The sequence below is a fragment of the Kineococcus aurantiacus genome (assembly GCF_013409345.1).
Lineage (GTDB): Bacteria > Actinomycetota > Actinomycetes > Actinomycetales > Kineococcaceae > Kineococcus > Kineococcus aurantiacus.
This window is the reverse complement of record NZ_JACCBB010000001.1, coordinates 2266765-2283830: the sequence shown is the minus strand read 5'-3', so window position 1 is coordinate 2283830 and position 17066 is coordinate 2266765. Positions and strand designations below refer to the sequence as shown.

Sequence of the window (17066 nt, the reverse complement as noted above, 5' to 3'; positions counted from 1 at the left end):
GGCTACCTCCGGAGCTCGAGCACGGTCTTGCCGATGCGCAACGGCGTCCCGGGCTCGAAGGGGGCGGGGGTGGTCAGGCGGTCGCGGCCGAGGAAGCTGCCGTTCGTGGACTGCAGGTCCTCCACGACCCAGCCGTCACCGGCCGGGCCCGGGGTGATGCGCACGTGCTTGGTGGAGGCGTACTCGTCGTCGAGGACCAGCGTGCAGTCGCTGCCGCGGCCGATGAGGACGGGGGCCTGCCCCAGCGTCAGCGTCGTCCCGCGCAGCGACCCCTCGGTGACGACGAGCGTCGCGCGGGGGCGGGCCGGGGCGGGGGCGGCCTCGACGGGGTCCCGCCGGGGCCGGGCCCGGTCCCGCTCGGTGCGCCGGGTCGTGACCCGGGTGCCGAGCAGGTCGGCGCGCAGGACGCCCACGATGGCCAGGACGAACAGCCAGAGCACGACGAGCAACCCCAGCCGCAGGACGGTGAGGGTCAGTTCGCTCACGAACGGGTCCCCGTCACGTCCAGGCCTCGTCCCGCCGGGCGGCGTGGAACACCAGCTTGCTGCGCCCCACGGTGATCACCGCCCCGTCGTACAGGTCGACCGAGGAGACGCGGTCCCCGTCGACGAACGTGCCGTTCGTGGAGCTGAGGTCGGACAGCCGCGCCCCCGCGGGCGCGACCCGGATCTCGGCGTGCCGGCGGGACACCCCCGGGTCGTCCAGGACGACGTCGGCGTCCGAGCCGCGACCCAGGACCGTGACCGTCTCCGTCAGGACGTACCCGCGCCCGTCGACCTCCAGGCGGGGCCGGCCGGCCTGGTCGGTGCGGGGCGTGGCTGGGGCGACCTTGCCCTTCACGGTGGAGGACAGGACCCGGAAGACGCCCGTCTCCAGGTCGTCGGCCTCGTGGAAGCCCACCCGCACCGGGCCGACGAAGCTGTACCGCTGCTTCTCGGCGTGCTGGGTGACGGCCGCGACGAGCTCGTCGCCGAGGGTGTCCTGCCAGGAGGCGATCTTCTCGTGGTCGGTCGGGCCGAGCTCCACGATGAAGCTGTTGGGGACGAGCGTGCGGCCGCGGGACAGCACCGCCGCGCGGTCGTCCAGCTCGCGGCGCAGCGCGCTGGCGACCTCCACGGGCTGCACCTCGCTGCGGAAGGCCCGCGCGAACACACCGTTGACGGCCCGTTCCACGCCACGCTCGAAGCGGTCGAGCACTCCCACGCCGAGCCTCCCTCCAAGATCGCGCTGGTCGTTCCAGCCCGGGCAATCGTAGCCGGGGACCCCCTCCGCGCCCGTGGAGCGCGGGTGCGCGGACGTGGAGGTGGCGTGAGGGCCCTCCCCGAGCTGGTACGGTTGCTCTCAGCACGCGCGAGTGGCGGAATAGGCAGACGCGCACGGTTCAGGTCCGTGTGCCCGAAAGGGCGTGGGGGTTCAACTCCCCCCTCGCGCACGTGTGGTGGAGGCCCCGGTCAGCAGACCGGGGCCTTCGTCGTTCCCGGGGCGCGGTGCGGGTGCGCGGCGGGGGTTGCCATCGTTGCGACCACGCTGCCGATCATCGGCAGCGTGGTCACAACGATCCCAACCCCCCGCGGCCCCTCAGACCTCCACGGGCAGCCGCATGGCCTTGCGCAGCGTCGCCAGGCCCCGGCTGGCGTTGACCCGCACCGAGCCCACGCTCATGTCCAGGACGTCCGCGATGCGCTCGTCGGACATCTCGTCCAGGTACCGCAGCGCCACGACCGAGCGCTGCTTGGCCGGCAGCGTCCGCACGGCCGCGAGCAGCGCGTCGCGGTCCAGCAGGCGCTGGTGGGCGTCGGCGGCCTCGGCGACGGGCAGGTCCTCCGGGGCCAGCGGGTCCTCGCGGCGCACGGCCCGCCGCCAGAACGACGTGCTCTCGTTGACCAGCATCCGGTTCACGTAGGCGACGGGGTCGTCGGCCGCCGAGACCCGGCCCCACTTCAGCAGCGCCTTGGCCAGGACGTCCTGCACGACGTCCTCGGCGTCGGCGGGGTTGCGCAGCAGACCCCGCGCGAGCCGCTGCAGCGCGGGACCCCGCGCGGCCACGAACTCCTCGTAGTCGAGCCGCTGCCTCACCCCCGCACCGCGTCCAGGCCGGCGGTGACGAGGTCGGCGACCGTCGGGGACAGGTCGTCGGGGGTCGCGCGCAGCAGGTCCGCGGACACGTCGACGACGACGCCCCGGTCCTCGACCACCCCCCGCACGCGGTAGAGGGACTGCCCGTCGCCCCCGTCCTGCACGAGCGCCCAGGCGGTGACGACGCCCGCCCCGGTGGTGCCGCCGCCGACGAGCGTCCACGGGCCGGTCTCCTCCGTCGCCGTCCCGCACGCCGTGACCTGGTCCAGGGCCGTCTGCACGTACGCCGCGGCCCCGTCGGCGGAGAACCGCCGCACCGACTGGGTCACGCCCTGGCGGGAGGCGGGGTCCATCCACTGCGTGGTCCGCCCGCCCAGCAGCGGCGCCGCCGTGAACGGCACGTCGGTGCACAACCCGGCGTCCACGTCCCCCCCTGCGGCCTCCACCCGGTCCTCCTGGCGCACCGCCCCCGGCACGACCGCCGTCACCGTGGCGTCCGGCAGCATCTGCGCCGCCCCGACCGGCGTCCCGGCCGGAGCGGGACCCGGGCCGGCGACGGTGACGGTCGGCCGCGGCGTGCCCCCCGGCAGCCCCCCGGTGACGCCGACCCCCACCGGCACCGCCACCACGACCAGCGCCAGCGCCGCCACCGCGGTGCGCCGCCGCGTCCGCAGCGTCGCCGCGCGCCGGCGCGACCCCGTGAGCAGCTGCTCGGTCCCCAGCGGGTGGTCCGCCGGGTCGTGCCGGCGCAGCGCCGCCGCGATCGGGTCCTCGTCCACTCCTCCACCTTCCCTCCGTCGACTGCCCTGGAGACGCGGCCGGGGCCCCCGGTGTTGCACGGGACCCCCACGGACCACCCGGGCGGTGACCGGCGGGAAGAAACCCCGCCGGGCCGGGGCTGACCCCGTCATGACGGACGACGCCCTCCTCGACCTCGTCGGCTCGACCCGCAACAGCGTCCTCGTGACGCTCAAGCGCGACGGCCGCCCGCAGCTGTCCAACGTCACCCACCACTACGACCCCGAGCGCCGGCTCGTGCGGGTCTCCGTGACCGCCGACCGGGCCAAGGCGAGGAACCTCGAACGCGACCCGCGGGCCAGCCTGCACGTCACGAGCGCGGACTTCTGGAGCTGGGTCGTCGTGGAGGGCGACGCCACGCTGTCGGCCGTGGCGCAGCGCGAGGACGACGAGGCCGTGGAGGAACTGGTCGACCTGTACCGGGCGCTGGCGGGGGAGCACCCGGACTGGGACGACTACCGGCGGGCGATGGTCCGCGACCGGCGGCGCGTGGTGCGGCTGCCGGTGGGCCGGGTGTACGGGCAGCTGCCGCAGTAGGTTCGCGGCATGGCCGTCATCCACCGCGCGCAGCTGAACCCCACGAAGCTCGAGGCGATCGTCGCGTGGCTGCCGTCGCAGCCGTGGAGCGGTTTCTCCGCCGGGGACGACGCCGTCGTCGCGGGCCGGTTCCGGTTCGACGACCCCGCGGGGGAGGTGGGGGTCGAGACGGTCCTCGTCCGCACCGGCGACCGGGTGCTGAACGTGCCGCTGACCTACCGGGGGGCGCCCCTGGAGGGGGCCGAGCCGTTCCTGCTGACGGAGATGGACCACTCCGTCCTCGGCCGCCGCTGGGTGTACGACGCGGCCGGCGACCCCGTCCACGCCGACGTGGTGCGCCGCGCGATCGCGACGGGCGGCCACGAGGCGGACCTGCTGAACGCCGTGGAGGGCCGGTACGAGCCGGGCACCAAGGAGGGTTTCGCCGTCGGCAGCGGGTCGGACGCCGACTCCCCGACGGTGACGTCGGTGCGGGTGCGGACGCGGGGGGCGCTGACCACCGTCAGCACCGGGCACGGGGACCTCGTGGTGCTGCGCGAGGTCGGCACCCCGGCACCGGAGGGGCGGACCCTGCTGGGGACGTGGGGCGGCGGGCAGCCGCAGGTGCTGGTCGTGCTCGTGGGCTGAGGACGCGAGGAGCGGGGCACCGTCCAGGTGGACGGTGCCCCGCTCGCGTTCGGGCTGGTGCTGCGCTCCTGGTGCTGCGGGGTCAGCGGGGCAGGGTGAAGGAGGCGACCAGGTCGTTCAGCTGGGCCGCGGCCCGGGAGACCTCACCGGCGGTGGAGGCGGTGTGGGTGGCCCCGGAGGTGGTCTGGTCGGCCGAGGCGGCGATGCCGGAGATGTTCACCGCGATCTGCTGGGAGCCGGTGGAGACCTCGGTGACGTTGCGGACCATCTCGCTGGTGGTGGCGGACTGCTCCTCCACCGCCGCGGCGATGGTGGCCTGCAGCCCGTCGATGCGGGCGATGACCTCGGTGATCTCGGTGATCGCCGCCGCCGCCGAGGCCGCGTCGGTCTGGGTGGCGTTGACCCGCCCCACGATCTCCTCCGTGGCCCGGGCGGTCTGCTGGGCCAGCTCCTTCACTTCACCGGCGACCACGGCGAAGCCCTTGCCCATCTCCCCGGCGCGGGCCGCTTCGATGGTGGCGTTCAGGGCCAGGAGGTTGGTCTGCTCGGCGATGGAGGTGATGAGCTTGACGACGTCGCCGATCTCGCGGGAGGAGGCCGAGAGGCGGTCCAGGGTCTCCCCGGCGGTGGAGGCGGCGGCCACGGCGTTGGCGGCGGTGGCCGAGGCGTCGGCGGTGGAGGTGGCGATCTCGCGGATCGCCGAGCTCATCTCGTCGCCGGCGGCGGCGACGGTGCCGATGTTGGCGGAGATCTGCTCGGTGGCGGCGGAGACGACCTGGGCCTGGGTGGCGGCTTCCTCGGCGCCGGAGGACAGCTGGGTGGCGACGGTGTTCAGTTCTTCGCTGGAGGCGGCCAGGGTGACCGCTTCGCCGGCGATGCGGCGCATGGTGTCGGTCAGGCGGTCCATGGTGGTGTCCACGGCGGCGGCCAGCTGGCCGACCTCGTCCTTGGTCTGGATGCCGACGCGCTGGTCCAGGCGCCCGTCGGCCAGGCCGCGCACGACGGTGAGGGTGCGGGCCAGGGGGGTGGAGATGGAGCGGGCGACCACGGCGGCGACCACGACGGCCACGACCAGGGCGACGGCCCCGATGACCAGCAGCAGCGTCACGGCGGCGTGGTAGTCGGCCGAACCGTCGGTGGCCATCTTGACCGCGGCGTTCTGCTCGGTCTCGCTGATCTCGTCGAGCTGGGCGAAGACCTGCTTGGTCAGCGGCGTGGTGGTGCTGGCCCGGTAGGCGATGAAGCTCTTCACGTCACCGGCCTTGGCGAAGGTGACCAGCTGCTGGCGCGCGGTGCGGTACTCCTGCACGAGGTCCTCGACCTCGCCGCGGTCGGCCGCGGAGGACGCCGGGGAGGAGTCCAGGTACGCCTTCCACGCGTCGTCGTAGGCGGTGTCGTCGGTCGCCAGCTGCTGCAGCGCCGCCTCGACGTCCTCCGGACCCTGGGCCAGCGCCGCGTTGGCGATGTCCTGCCGGATCACGCCGAAGCCGAACTTGACCGCGCTGATCGTCTGCACCGACGCGATCCCGGACGTCGACATGAGCGACAGGTTCGCCTGCGACGCGCCCAGGCGGTTGATGCCGAGCGCCACGACGGCGGCCAGCAGGACGCACACGACGCCGAAGCCGGCGAAGAGCTTGGAGGCGACGTTCAGGTCGCGGAGTCGGTTCACGGGGACCTTCCGGGGTCGGGCAGCGGACGGACCGCCCGGGCCAGGGGGTCCACCTTCTAGATCGGTCCGAACGGGTGAGGACTTGAGCCCGGGTGGCAGGGTGGGCCCATGGGTCTGATCGCCGTCACGGGAGCCACCGGTCACGTCGGGGGCCGCGTGGCCCGGGGCCTGGCCGCGGCCGGGGTCCCGCAGCGCCTCGTCGTCCGCGACCCCTCCCGCGCCCCCGACCTCGACGGCGCCGACGTCCGCGCCGCCGCCTACGGCGACGGCGAGGCCCTGCGGCACGCCCTCGACGGCACCGAGGTGCTGCTGCTCGTCTCCGCCGCCGAGGACGCCCACCGCCTCGACCAGCACCGCACGGTCGTCGAGGCCGCCGCCGCCGCGGGCGTCCGCCGCGTCGTCTACACCTCGTTCCTGGGGGCCGCGCCCGACTGCACGTTCACCTTCGCCCGCGACCACGCCGCCACCGAGGCGATGCTCACCGCGGCCCGCTTCGGGACGACGTTCCTGCGCGACTCCTTCTACCTCGACGTCCTGCCCGGGTTCGTCACCGACGGCGCCCTGCGCGGCCCCGCCGGGTCCGGGCGGGTGGGAGCCGTCGCCCGCGCCGACGTCGCCGAGGTCGCGCTCGCGGCGCTCCTGGACGACACCCACACCGGCCGCAGCTACGACCTGACCGGCCCGCGGGCGCTGACCCTCGCCGAGGTCGCCGAGACCCTCACGGCGGTCGGGGGCCGGCCCGTCACCTACGTCGAGGAGACGGTGGAGGAGGCGTACGCCTCCCGGGCGGGGTCCGGGGCCCCGTCGTGGCTGGTGGACGGGTGGGTGAGCACCTACACGGCCATCGCGAACGGCGAGCTCGACGTCGTCACCGACGTCGTCGAGACCGTCACCGGGCACCCCGCCCGCACCCTGGAGGACGTCCTGCGCGGTCGCTGAGCGGGACCGCCGGGGCCCGCGCGGGCAGCGCCTAGGGTGGCGCGGGTGCCTGACCTGCGGGAGACCCTCGAACGCCTCGACGGCGCCCCCTACGGGCGGTACCGCTCGCTGACGGGGCGGGAGTGGGCCCTGGCGCGCGAGGTGAGCGCCGTGATGCGGCACGCCCAGGCCGACCCGTTCGCGCCGCCGTCGCGGTGGGAGGTGCGCTGCACGCGGACGCCGTTCGCGGCCCTCGGCCTGGGGTCCCCGGTCCGCCGGCGGGCGCTGGCGGGGTTCCTGGCGCGGTCGGCCGCCGCGCCGCGCAGCCCGTTCCGGATCGACGCCGGTGGTCAGGAAGTGCTGCAGCGCAGCAGCTTCGAGGTGTCCGCGGACGGCTCGGCGTTGCTGCGGCTCGGGTACCACCTGCCGGGCCCGCGTCGCCGCGTCGACGGGTACGACGCCGCCGCCGACCTCACCGGCCACCTGCCCGACCTCGTCCTGGACCGGGTCCTGGGCGTCGACCTCGACGAGGCGCGGGCCTTCGCCGACGCCGTCGAGGACGCCGACCACCTGCGCTCGCTGCTGCCGGGGCTGGGCCTCGTCGCGTTCGTCGCCGACGGGTCGGTGCTGCCGCGCGCCAGCGGCGTCGACGACCGCCCCCTGCCCGGGGCCGTCCCCTTCACCTCCCCGCCGTCGCTGCGCGTCGAGGTGGACCTCCCGCACCGCGGCCGCGTCGCCGGGGCGGGCGTCCCGGCGGGCGTCACCGTCGTCGTCGGCGGCGGGTTCCACGGCAAGTCGACGCTGCTGCGCGCGCTGGAGGCCGGGGTCCACGACCACGTCCCCGGTGACGGGCGCGAGCTGGTCGTCACCGCGCCGGGCGCGGCCGCGATCCGCGCCGAGGACGGCCGGGCCGTCACCCGCGTCGACGTCGGCGCCTTCGTCACGGGCCTGCCCGGGGGGCTGGACCCGCGCGACTTCACCACCGCCGACGCCTCCGGCTCCACCTCGCAGGCCGCCGCGACCGTCGAGGCCCTGGAGGCGGGGGCGCGGCTGCTGCTCGTCGACGAGGACACCGCCGCGACGAACCTCATGGTCCGCGACGCCCGCATGCAGGAGCTCGTCGCGAAGGCGTCGGAGCCGCTGAACCCGTTCGTCGACCTCGTCCGGTCCCTCGCCGACGACCACGGCGTCTCCACCGTCCTCGTCGTCGGCTCCTCCGGCGACTACTTCGACGTCGCCGACCGCGTGCTGCTGCTGGACTCCTACCGCTGCACCGACGTCACTGACCGGGCCCGCGAGGTCGCCGCGCGGCCCACGGGCCGGGTCGCCGAGGCCGGCACCTTCCCCGCCGTCCGCGCGCGGGTGCCCGACCCCGGCGGCGTCGACGCGACCGCGAAGGGGAAGCGGCGGGTCTCGGCCGTCGGCACCGACACCCTGCGGTTCGGGGCGCACGACGTCGACGTGCGCGCCGTGCGGCAGTTCACCGACGCCGGGCAGGTCGCCGGGGCCGGCCTGGCCCTGGACCACGCCGTCGCCGCGGGGCACCTCGACGGCCGCCGCACCCTGCCCCAGGTGCTCGACCTGCTCGACGCCGACCTCGCCGGGCCCGTCGGGGACTGGACCGGCGGGGCCGCCACCGACGTCGCCGTCCCCCGCCGGCACGAGGTCGCGGCCGCGCTGAACCGGCTGCGGGCCCTGCGGGTGCGCGAGCTGCGCGCGCCCTGACCCGATCGGGCGAGCCAGTCCCCGGCCCCGCCCGCCGATGCTCCCTGGGTGTGGACCGGTCACGGACCCACCCGGCTGAGGGTGGCGGCGGTCGTCGTCGGCGTGCTCGCCGCCGGCGCCGCCACCCTGCCCTGGGGTCCGCGCGGGTCCGCGGCGCTGGTGTGCGTGGCGCAGCTGACCGCCGTGGCCGTGCTCGCCGGGGCGCACCACCGGGACGACGAGGGGGCCTCCTGGCGCTGGTGGTCCGCCGCCGTGGCGCTGCTGAGCGTCTCGCCCGTGGTCGACCTCGTCACCGGCACCACCCAGGGCCGGTTCCTCGGGTTCACGGTCCTGGCCGTGATCCCCCTGGTCTACGCCGCGCTCGTGCGGTGGAACCGCTACCGCACCTACGTCTCGGACCCCGGGGACTGGCTCAACGGCTTCAGCGCCGTCCTCGCCCTCACGGCCGCCGGTCTCCTGGCCCAGCGCTGGTTCGGGCTGCTGCCGGCCGGCTGGCCCGAGCTGCGCGTGCAGCTGAGCCTGGCCATCTTCGCCTCGCTCGTCATCCTGCTGGGCACGGCCGTGACGGTGTGCGCCATCGGCGGCCTGCTGCGCGACCCGCGGTCGTGGGTGGTCATGGCCGTCCTCGCCGGGCTCGCCGTCGTCAGCGCCACCATGCGCGGCACCGCGCACGACCTGCAGCGCGGGCAGACCGCCTGGACCCTCGCCAGCCTGGCCGTGGCGCTCGTCTCCACGGTGCCGCCGCGGTGCCGGCCGGTGCCGGCGACCAGCCAGGCGCCCGCGGTCGGGGCGCTGGTCGTGCTCGCCGTCGCCGTCGGGGCCCTGGCCGCCGACGGCCGGGACCAGGGCTGGGCGCCCACGGCCTACGCCTCGATCGCGGTCCTCGGCATCAGCGTGCGGATGGTCCGCCTCGTCCGCGAGCTCGCGCACCTGGCCGAGACCCGCGAGCAGGCCCTCACCGACGAGCTGACCGGCGCCGGGAACCGCCGCGCCCTGCTGCGCGCCCTCGACGCCGTCGCCGCCACCCGCCGGGCGGCCGCGCTGCTGCTGCTCGACGTCGACCGCTTCAAGGAGGTCAACGACCGCCAGGGCCACCACGCCGGGGACGAGCTGCTGCGGCGCGTCGTCACGGGCGCGCGCACGGCGCTGCCCCCCGAGGCGGTCCTGACCCGCATCGGCGGCGACGAGTTCGCCGTCCTGCTGCCCGGCCACGACGAGTGCGGGGCCGCGAGGGTCGGCCGCGCCGTCCACGACGCCGTCGTCCGCGGCGCCGACATCGGCCTGTCCGTCGGGGTCGGGTCGGTGCCCGCCGGGACCGTCGACCCCGACCGGCTGCTGCGGCAGGCCGACACCGCCATGTACACCGCCAAGACCGCCGGCGGCGGGGTCAGCGTCTACGACTCCGAGCTGGACGCGCAGGTGCGCGACCGCGCCCGCCTGGCCACCGACGTCCGGGAGCTGCTGACCGCCGGTGAGCAGCGCCGGGACCGCGAGGTCGTCCTGCACTACCAGCCGCAGCTGGACGTGGCCTCCGGCCGGGTCGTCGGCGTGGAGGCCCTCGTGCGCTGGCAGCACCCCGAGCGGGGGCTGCTGCCGCCGCTGGTGTTCCTCGGCCTCGTCGAGGAGCAGGGGCTCATGGAGGCCCTCACGGTGCACGTCCTGCGCCGGGCCGTCCGCGAGGCCGCCGGCTGGTCCCACGCCGGGGCGCCGCTGCGCGTCTCCGTGAACCTGTCGGCCAGCTCCCTGGCCCACCCGGACCTGCTGCCCGTCGTCGACGGCGTCCTGGCCGCCGGCGGGCTGGCCCCCGGCCGCCTCGTCCTGGAGGTCACCGAGACGACGCTCATGGCCGACCCCGACCGGGCGCTGGCCGTCGCCCGCGCCCTGACCCGCCGCGGCGTGCAGCTGAGCATCGACGACTACGGGACGGGGTACTCCTCGCTGGCGTACCTGACGGACCTGCCCGCGACGGAGCTGAAGCTCGACCGGGCCTTCACGGCGCGCGTCCTGGCCGAGCCGCGCACGGCGCAGATCGTGGAGGCCACCGTGGCGCTCGCGCACCGGCTGGGCCTGCGCGTCGTCGCCGAGGGCGTCGAGGACGAGGACACCCGGGCGGTGCTCGGCGGTCTCGACGTCGACGAGTCGCAGGGGTACCTGCACTCGCGGCCGCTGCCCCCGCAGGACTTCACCCGGTGGCTGGCGGCGCGGCCGGACCCGGCTCAGGTCGTGGGGGCCGAGCCGCGGGAGGTCTGAGCGGCGCCGGACCCGGTGGAGCCCTGCTGGTCCTGGCCGGTCTGGCCGCCGGGGACCTGCCCGCCGGGGAACTGCCCGCCGCCGGGGAACTGGCCTCCCGGGAGCTGCCCGCCGCCGGGGAACTGCTCCTGCTGCCGGCCGGTGCCGGCGGCGTCCCCGCGGGTCGCGGCGTACGCGATGCCGCCCGTCAGGCCCGTGACGACCACGACCGTGGCGATCGCGACGACGGGCCGCTGCCACCACCTGCCCGCCGCGGGCGGGGCGGTGGGGGACGGCTGGGGGACGGTCTGGCTCACGGTGGCTCCTCGGGCGCGGGGGGCACCGACCCGCGCGGACGGTGCCCCCCGACGGTCGGCGGCGTCCCTGTGAACGCGCCCGGGACGGGGTCAGACCCCGGTGGGAGTCGCGTGCCCGGGCGTCAGGTGTCGAGGGTGCGGGTGGTCTCCCCGCTCTGGCGGGCCAGCAGGTCGCGGATCTCGGTGAGGAGCAGGACGTCCTCGGCGGGGGCCTTCGGCGCCTCCACCTCGCCCTTGCGGCGCAGCGCCAGCAGGCGGTTCACGGGGGTGACGATGAAGAAGTAGACGACCGCGGCGACGATCACGAAGTTGATGACGGCGCTGACGATCGTGCCGAACTGGATGCCGACCTCGACGGGCTCCCCGTCCTCGACGATGGTGCGCAGCGGCATCACCCACGCCCCCTCCAGGTCGGGCGCGCCGCCGATGGCGGCGATGATGGGGTTGATGAGCCCGTTGACCAGCGACGTCACGATGCCGGTGAAGGCCGCCCCGATGACGACGGCGACCGCGAGGTCGATGACGTTGCCCCGCAGGATGAAGTCCTTGAACCCGTTGATGAGCTTCACTGTGGTTCCCTCCGACGACGGTTCCCGACGTGCCGAACCCTAGGGGGCGCGATCACGCGCAGCCCGTCCTCACGATCGTCGGGCTGGGCGCCGCCGGGGCCAGCCTGGCGTGGCGGCTGCTGGACGCCGGTGTCCCCTTCGAGGTCGTCGAGGTCCCCGCGGGGGCGCCCGAGCGCAGCCCGGAGCGCACCTGGAGCACCTGGGGGCCGGACGGCCCGGGGCCCTTCGGCCCCCTCGTCTCGGCCAGCTGGCCGCGCATCCGCGTCGTCGGCCGCGACGGCGGGGTCGTCACCGCCGACCTGGGGTCGTGGCGGTACCGCAGCCTGCACTCCACGGTCCTGGACCGCGCCGTCCGGCGGCGGCTGGAACGCGCGGGGGTCGCCGTCCACGAGCGCGTCCTGACCGGCCCGCCGCCGGCGCCGGCCGTCGACACCCGCCCGGTGCCGGTCCCCGCGACCGGCCGGACGCTGCTGCGGCAACACTTCCTGGGGTACCGGCTGCGCACCGCCCGCCCGGTGTTCGACGTGCGGACGGCGACGCTCATGGACTTCCGCACGCCCCAGCCGGCCGGCGGGGTGGCCTTCGGCTACGTCCTGCCGACGTCGCCGACCGAGGCCCTCGTGGAGTACACGGAGTTCTCCGAGCACCTGCTGACCCCGGCGCAGTACGCCGAGAAGCTGGGGGAGTACCTGCAGCGCAGCGGGATCGGGGCGCACGAGGTGCTGTCGACCGAGACGGGCGTCATCCCCATGACCGACGCGGTCTTCCCGGCGTCGGGGCTGCCGGGGGTGCTGCGCTGGGGGGCGGGGGCGGGGTCGGTGCGGCCTTCGACGGGGTACTCGTTCAGCACGCTGCAGCGCCAGGCCGACGCGCTGGCCGCCCAGCTGCCCGGGCCGCTGACGCTGCCGCCGCCGCACCGGCGGCGGCACCTGCTCATGGACTCGGTCGTGCTGCAGGGCCTGGCCGACGGCCGCCTGGGGGACGGGTTCTTCGTGAACCTGTTCCGCCGCAACCCCGTGCACCGGGTGCTGGGTTTCCTCGACGGGACGACGACCCCCGCGCAGGACCTGGCCCTCATGGCCACGGCCCCCCGCGCGGCCATGCTCGCCGCCGTCGCGGCCCGCGCCCTGCCCCGCTGACCCCCTCCCTCCGTGATCGAGCACTTCGGTGATCAAGCACTTCTGTCCACAAGTGCTTGATCACCGAGGGGTGGGGAGGGGAGAGGAGAGTGGGTGGGGGTGGGGTGGTGCTCAGGCTTCGAGGACGGCCTCGACGTCGAGCTCGAGGTCGACCTTGTCGCTGACGACGAGGCCGCCGTTGTCGAGGCGGGCGTCGAACTCGACGCCGAAGTCGCGGCGGTTGATCTGGCCCTTGGCCGAGAAGCCGGCGCGGGTGCCGCCGTAGGCGTCGGGGCCGAAGCCGGAGACCTCGACGGTCAGGGTCACGGGGCGGGTGACGCCCTTGAGGGTCAGCTCGCCGGCGAGGACGAAGTCGTCGCCGTCGACGCCGAGGGAGGTGGAGCGGAAGGTGGCCGTGGGGTGGGTCTCGACCTCGAAGAAGTCACCGCTCTTGACGTGGGCGTCGCGCTGGTCGTTGAACGTGGTGATCGAGGTGACGTCGATCTCGGCGGTCACCGAGGACGCCGAGGGGACCTCGCTGGTGACGATGCGGCCCGAGACCGAGCCCAGGCGTCCCCGGACCTTGCTGACGGCCATGTGGCGCACGGTGAAGGAGACCTCGGAGTGGGTCTCGTCGATCGTCCAGGTGCCGGCCCGGTAGCCGGGGACGAGCGGGAACTCCGCCGTCGCCGTCGCGGTCGTCGTCGCGTCCTTGGTCTTGCCGCCGAACCAGCCCATCGTGACCTCCGGTAGATGTTTGCAGCTTCAACTGCTTGACCCCGAAGGTACACGTATCTGTTTTAAGCTGCAAGTACCTCCTCAGACGACCGTCCCGCGCTCGAAGAACCACGTCACCGCGAGCGCCCCCGGGTCCACGACCCCGCGCACCGCGGTGCGCCGCGTGCCGTTGGCCGCGGCCCGGTACGCCGCGTTCAGCGCCGCCACCACCGGCACCTCCGCCACGTCGGCCCCCACCAGGGCCTCCGCCGCGGGGGCCATGGCGTCGACGAGGGAACCGGCCCCCGGCGCGGGTCCCCCCGCCCGCTGGACGGCCTCCAGCCCCGCCTCGGCGGCGTCGGCGAGGTCGTGCGTGGTGACGTCGCCCCCGCCGGAGCGGGCGAACTCGGCGAACCACGGCGCCATCAGCGCCGGCACGCCCGGCACCCCGGCGAACCCCTCGGCGACCGCCGCGAAGACGTCCCCGGTGGTCCGCGGCGTCGACCGCCGCAGCACCTCGTCGACCGCGGCCGCGGCCTCCTCCAGCGCCGGGCCGATGCCGTGCAGCTCCTCCCCGCGGGTGCGCAGCTGGTGCTCGTAGCCCCGCCACCACAGCAGGGCGCGCCGCACGTCGAGGTCCGCGGCCCGCGTGCCGGCGACGGGTGCGAGCCGCCGCCCGCCCTCGCGCAGCTCGAGGTCCTCCGGGGGCGCCGCCCCGCGCGCGGTCGGTGACGTCGCGGCGGACGTCGTGGTCGTCGTGGTCGTCGTCGCTCGCCGGTTCACGGCCCACCCCTCGTCGTCGAGGACCGCCGGGGAGCCCCGTGGCTGGAACTCCCGACGTCTGCGCGGGAAGCGTGGCACGCGGCCACGGTGATCGCCACACGTACGCTGGCGGCGTGACCGTGGTGCTGCACCGGCCCGTGGAGGCCGAGTGGGAACGCTGGCGCGACCTGCGGCTGCGGATGCTGGCCGACACCCCCCACGCGTTCGCCGAGACCCTCGCGGCCGCCCGCGCCCACGGCGAGGACGAGTGGCGCTGGCGGGTCCGCCGCTCGTGGCAGCCCGGGAGCCTGACGGTCGTGGCGGTGGCCCCCGACGGTCGCTGGGTCGGCACGATGGGGACGTTCACCGACCTCCGGCAGGGGGTGTTCCTCGTCTCGGTGTTCGTCGACCCCGCGCACCGGGGCGGGGACGTCGCCGACCGGTTGATGGGCGAGGTGGTGCGGTGGGCCAGGAGCCGTCCGGGGGCGGACGGGATGCTCCTGCACGTCCACGAGGACAACCCGCGCGCAGGCGTTCTACCGCCGCTGGGGCTTCACCGACACCGGGGTGCGGGTCCCGTACAACCTCGACCGGGCGCAGCGCGAGCTGGAGATGAGGCTGGCGTTCACCGGGCCCGGGCCGGCCCCGGAGGGCGCCGTGGGCGCCGCCTGGCACCTGGAGGGGCCGGGCTCCTGACGCGGCGTCGGGGCAGCGCGTCCCGGCGGGCCGGCGGGGCTCGCCCGCAGGTCGCGACGTTCTAGATTGTCACTCAGAGTAGTTTCTAGACTACACAAATGCCGCTCAAGCGTGCTCAAATCGACGCCGATGCTCGGGTAGTCGGTGACGGTCCGTCTCGACGCACGATCGAGAAGGAGCCCACCGTGACGAAGTCCCGCACGCTCGCCGCCGTCCTCGTCTCCGGCGCCCTCGTGCTCGGCGCGGCCGCCGCCGCGCCCGCCGCCTCGGCCGCCCCCACCACCAAGGTCGCCACTAAGGGCACCGGCAGCACCGGCCACCTGCGCACCGCCACCGACGGTCACCTGCGCGACACGGGCAGCGCCGGTCACCTCCGCTCCGCCACCACCGGTCACCTGCGCGTCACCCCCACCGGCCACCTGCGCTGACCTGCGGCGACCCACCGCGTGCCTGCTGCGGGCTCCGTCGCACCGGCGGGGCACGATGGGGGCATGGCCCGGATCGAGGACTACGCGCTCATCGGTGATCTGCACACCGCGGCGCTCGTGGACAGGACGGGCTCGATCGACTGGCTCTGCTTCCCGCGCTTCGACTCCCCGGCCTGCTTCGCGGCCCTGCTCGACAGCCCCGACGCCGGGCGCTGGCGCATCGGCCCCTCCGGCGGCGCCGTCGCCAGCCGCCGCCGCTACCGCGGCGGGTCCCTCGTGCTGGAGACCGAGTGGGACACCCCGGACGGCACCCTCCGGGTCACCGACTTCATGCCGCAGCGCGGCAACCACCCCGACGTCATCCGCATCGTCGAGGGCCTCGAGGGCGAGGTCCGGGTGAGCTCCGAGCTCACCCTCCGCTTCGACTACGGCTCCATCGTCCCCTGGGTCCGCCGTCGCGGCGACGAGCTGGAAGCCGTCGCCGGCCCTGACTCCGTGTGGTTCTGGACGACCGCCCCCGTCGAGGGCCGCGGCCTCAGCTCCGTGTCCGACTTCGTCGTCACCGAGGGTGAGCGCATCCCCTTCGTCCTGACGTGGGGCCGCAGCCACGAGAAGGCCCCGCACCGGCCCGACCCCTTCCACGCCCTCGAGGACACCCTTGCCTTCTGGCACGACTGGAACCGGCAGGAGACCCCCGAAGGGCACTGGGAGGAGGCCGTCACCCGCTCCCTCGTCGTCCTCAAGGCCATGACGTACGCCCCCACGGGCGGCATCGTCGCCGCCGTCACGACGTCCCTGCCCGAGGAGCTGGGCGGCACCCGCAACTGGGACTACCGGTACTGCTGGCTGCGGGACGCCACCTACACCCTCCAGGCCCTGCTGCTGTCCGGCCACGTCGACGAGGCCGCCGCCTGGCGGGAGTGGCTGCTGCGGACCGTCGCCGGCGACCCCGGCGACCTGCAGATCATGTACGCCCTCGACGGCACCCGCCGGCTGCCGGAGATGGAACTGCCGTGGCTCAAGGGCTACGAGGGCTCCTCCCCGGTCCGCACCGGCAACGAGGCCGCCGGCCAGCTCCAGCTCGACGTGTGGGGCGAGGTGCTGGACTCGCTGTTCCTGGCCCGGCAGGCCGGCCTGGAGAAGGGCCACGACTCCTGGGACCTGCAGAAGGCCCTCATGCACCACCTCGAAGCCCGCTGGCAGCAGCCCGACAACGGGCTGTGGGAGATGCGCGGCCCCCGGCGGCACTTCACCCACTCCAAGGTCATGGCCTGGGTCGCGGCCGACCGCATGGTCCGCAGCGTCGAGGAGTTCGGCCTGCCCGGGCCCGTGCAGCGCTGGCGGCGCGTGCGCGACGAGATCCGCGCCGACGTCCTGGCCCACGGCGTCTCGCCCACCACCGGCACGTTCACCCAGAGCTACGGCTCGGACAACCTCGACGCGAGCCTGCTGCTCATCCCCCGCGTCGGGTTCCTGCCCTTCGACGACCCCCGCGTCGTCGCCACCGTCGAGGCCGTCCAGCGCGACCTCACCGAGGACGGCCTCGTCCTGCGCTACCGCACGCAGGACTCCGCCGACGGCCTCGCCGGCTCCGAGGGCGTGTTCCTGGCCTGCTCGTTCTGGCTCGTCGACGCCCTGCACGGCATCGGGCGCACCGCGGAGGCCCGCGCCCTGTTCGAGCGGCTGCTGTCGCTGCGCAACGACGTGGGCCTGCTGGCCGAGGAGTACGACCCCGTCACCAAGCGGCAGCTGGGCAACTTCCCGCAGGCCTTCAGCCACTTCCCGCTCGTCGTCGCCGCCCACCACCTCACCAGCGGCGAGGGGGAGCGCAGCGACGACGCCGAACCCCACGAGGCCGAACCCCGCGGGGCCTGACC

18 protein-coding genes and 1 tRNA gene are annotated in these 17066 nt (G+C 75.3%); 10 read left to right on the top strand and 9 right to left on the bottom strand.

Translation table 11 applies throughout. The features are described 5' to 3' along the window. Positions 1 to 2 precede the first annotated feature (2 nt). Positions 3 to 485, bottom strand: a complete 483-nt coding sequence (locus tag BJ968_RS11085; protein ID WP_179751800.1) for an FHA domain-containing protein FhaB/FipA — start codon at positions 483 to 485, stop codon at positions 3 to 5. 13 nt (positions 486 to 498) lie between these two features. Further along, entirely contained in the window at positions 499 to 1203 is a 705-nt protein-coding gene (locus BJ968_RS26595) for an FhaA domain-containing protein (protein ID WP_179751798.1), read from the bottom strand. Between the two features lie 145 nt (positions 1204 to 1348). Between BJ968_RS26595 and BJ968_RS11075 the strand changes: the two genes are divergently transcribed. Further along, positions 1349 to 1432, top strand: a tRNA-Leu gene (locus tag BJ968_RS11075). 146 nt (positions 1433 to 1578) lie between these two features. On the opposite strand, the gene BJ968_RS11070 is transcribed toward BJ968_RS11075, so the two are convergent. Continuing rightward, positions 1579 to 2076 carry a SigE family RNA polymerase sigma factor gene (locus BJ968_RS11070; protein ID WP_179751796.1) on the bottom strand — a complete coding sequence of 166 codons (498 nt, stop codon included), beginning with the start codon at positions 2074 to 2076 and terminating at the stop codon, positions 1579 to 1581. Then, the gene (locus BJ968_RS11065; RefSeq protein ID WP_179751794.1) at positions 2073 to 2855 is read right to left on the bottom strand and encodes a sensor domain-containing protein; all 783 of its coding nucleotides are present in this window, start codon (positions 2853 to 2855) and stop codon (positions 2073 to 2075) included. The genes BJ968_RS11070 and BJ968_RS11065 overlap by 4 nt, the downstream gene beginning before the upstream one ends. 130 nt (positions 2856 to 2985) lie before the next feature. Between BJ968_RS11065 and BJ968_RS11060 the strand changes: the two genes are divergently transcribed. Together BJ968_RS11060 and BJ968_RS11055 are read left to right on the top strand one after the other, a co-directional pair. Beyond that, positions 2986 to 3411 carry a PPOX class F420-dependent oxidoreductase gene (locus BJ968_RS11060; RefSeq protein ID WP_179756544.1) on the top strand — a complete coding sequence of 142 codons (426 nt, stop codon included), beginning with the start codon at positions 2986 to 2988 and terminating at the stop codon, positions 3409 to 3411. A 9-nt stretch (positions 3412 to 3420) separates the two neighbouring features. Continuing rightward, on the top strand, positions 3421 to 4038 hold the full coding sequence (locus tag BJ968_RS11055) for a maltokinase N-terminal cap-like domain-containing protein (RefSeq protein WP_179751792.1): 618 nt from the start codon (positions 3421 to 3423) through the stop codon (positions 4036 to 4038). An 82-nt stretch (positions 4039 to 4120) separates the two neighbouring features. Here BJ968_RS11055 and BJ968_RS11050 read toward each other — a convergent pair whose 3' ends face one another. After that, entirely contained in the window at positions 4121 to 5710 is a 1590-nt protein-coding gene (locus tag BJ968_RS11050; RefSeq protein WP_179751790.1) for a methyl-accepting chemotaxis protein, read from the bottom strand. Between the two features lie 108 nt (positions 5711 to 5818). On the opposite strand from BJ968_RS11050, the gene BJ968_RS11045 reads away from it, so the two are divergent. From BJ968_RS11045 to BJ968_RS26590, 3 genes are read left to right on the top strand one after another with little or no spacing between them, the layout of a single operon-like run. Further along, positions 5819 to 6649 carry an NAD(P)H-binding protein gene (locus tag BJ968_RS11045; RefSeq protein WP_179751788.1) on the top strand — a complete coding sequence of 277 codons (831 nt, stop codon included), beginning with the start codon at positions 5819 to 5821 and terminating at the stop codon, positions 6647 to 6649. A 45-nt stretch (positions 6650 to 6694) separates the two neighbouring features. Further along, on the top strand, positions 6695 to 8353 hold the full coding sequence (locus BJ968_RS11040) for a P-loop domain-containing protein (protein WP_179751786.1): 1659 nt from the start codon (positions 6695 to 6697) through the stop codon (positions 8351 to 8353). A 48-nt stretch (positions 8354 to 8401) separates the two neighbouring features. After that, on the top strand, positions 8402 to 10603 hold the full coding sequence (locus tag BJ968_RS26590; RefSeq protein WP_179751783.1) for an EAL domain-containing protein: 2202 nt from the start codon (positions 8402 to 8404) through the stop codon (positions 10601 to 10603). On the opposite strand, the gene BJ968_RS11030 is transcribed toward BJ968_RS26590, so the two are convergent. Beyond that, a complete protein-coding gene (locus BJ968_RS11030; RefSeq protein WP_179751781.1) occupies positions 10570 to 10899 on the bottom strand; it encodes a hypothetical protein in 330 nt (109 codons plus the stop codon). The genes BJ968_RS26590 and BJ968_RS11030 overlap by 34 nt on opposite strands. Before the next feature lie 122 nt (positions 10900 to 11021). Continuing rightward, the gene (gene mscL, locus BJ968_RS11025) at positions 11022 to 11468 is read right to left on the bottom strand and encodes a large conductance mechanosensitive channel protein MscL (protein ID WP_179751779.1); all 447 of its coding nucleotides are present in this window, start codon (positions 11466 to 11468) and stop codon (positions 11022 to 11024) included. Between the two features lie 29 nt (positions 11469 to 11497). Here mscL and BJ968_RS11020 point away from each other — a divergent pair, with 29 nt between their 5' ends. Next, on the top strand, positions 11498 to 12607 hold the full coding sequence (locus BJ968_RS11020; protein WP_179751777.1) for a lycopene cyclase family protein: 1110 nt from the start codon (positions 11498 to 11500) through the stop codon (positions 12605 to 12607). A 111-nt stretch (positions 12608 to 12718) separates the two neighbouring features. On the opposite strand, the gene BJ968_RS11015 is transcribed toward BJ968_RS11020, so the two are convergent. Both BJ968_RS11015 and BJ968_RS24520 read right to left on the bottom strand, forming a co-directional pair. Further along, entirely contained in the window at positions 12719 to 13324 is a 606-nt protein-coding gene (locus tag BJ968_RS11015) for a YceI family protein (protein ID WP_179751776.1), read from the bottom strand. 81 nt (positions 13325 to 13405) lie between these two features. Then, entirely contained in the window at positions 13406 to 14086 is a 681-nt protein-coding gene (locus BJ968_RS24520; RefSeq protein WP_179751773.1) for a DAK2 domain-containing protein, read from the bottom strand. Positions 14087 to 14199: 113 nt separating this feature from the next. Between BJ968_RS24520 and BJ968_RS11005 the strand changes: the two genes are divergently transcribed. From BJ968_RS11005 to BJ968_RS10995, 3 genes are all read left to right on the top strand, one after another. Then, the gene (locus BJ968_RS11005) at positions 14200 to 14826 is read left to right on the top strand and encodes a GNAT family N-acetyltransferase (RefSeq protein WP_218884992.1); all 627 of its coding nucleotides are present in this window, start codon (positions 14200 to 14202) and stop codon (positions 14824 to 14826) included. Between the two features lie 120 nt (positions 14827 to 14946). Continuing rightward, positions 14947 to 15189: a hypothetical protein gene (locus tag BJ968_RS11000; RefSeq protein WP_179751771.1), complete on the top strand. Its 243-nt coding sequence runs from the start codon at positions 14947 to 14949 to the stop codon at positions 15187 to 15189. 63 nt (positions 15190 to 15252) lie between these two features. Then, positions 15253 to 17064 (top strand): glycoside hydrolase family 15 protein, encoded by a 1812-nt coding sequence (locus BJ968_RS10995; protein ID WP_179751769.1) that lies wholly within the window; start codon positions 15253 to 15255, stop codon positions 17062 to 17064. Positions 17065 to 17066 lie beyond the last annotated feature (2 nt).

Coding starts and splice junctions, on each gene's coding strand:
- BJ968_RS11060 (WP_179756544.1), top strand. CDS start 2,986: ATGACGGACGACGCCCTCCTCGACCTCGTCGGCTCGACCCGCAACAGC.
- BJ968_RS11055 (WP_179751792.1), top strand. CDS start 3,421: ATGGCCGTCATCCACCGCGCGCAGCTGAACCCCACGAAGCTCGAGGCG.
- BJ968_RS11045 (WP_179751788.1), top strand. CDS start 5,819: ATGGGTCTGATCGCCGTCACGGGAGCCACCGGTCACGTCGGGGGCCGC.
- BJ968_RS11015 (WP_179751776.1), bottom strand. CDS start 13,324: ATGGGCTGGTTCGGCGGCAAGACCAAGGACGCGACGACGACCGCGACG.
- BJ968_RS10995 (WP_179751769.1), top strand. CDS start 15,253: ATGGCCCGGATCGAGGACTACGCGCTCATCGGTGATCTGCACACCGCG.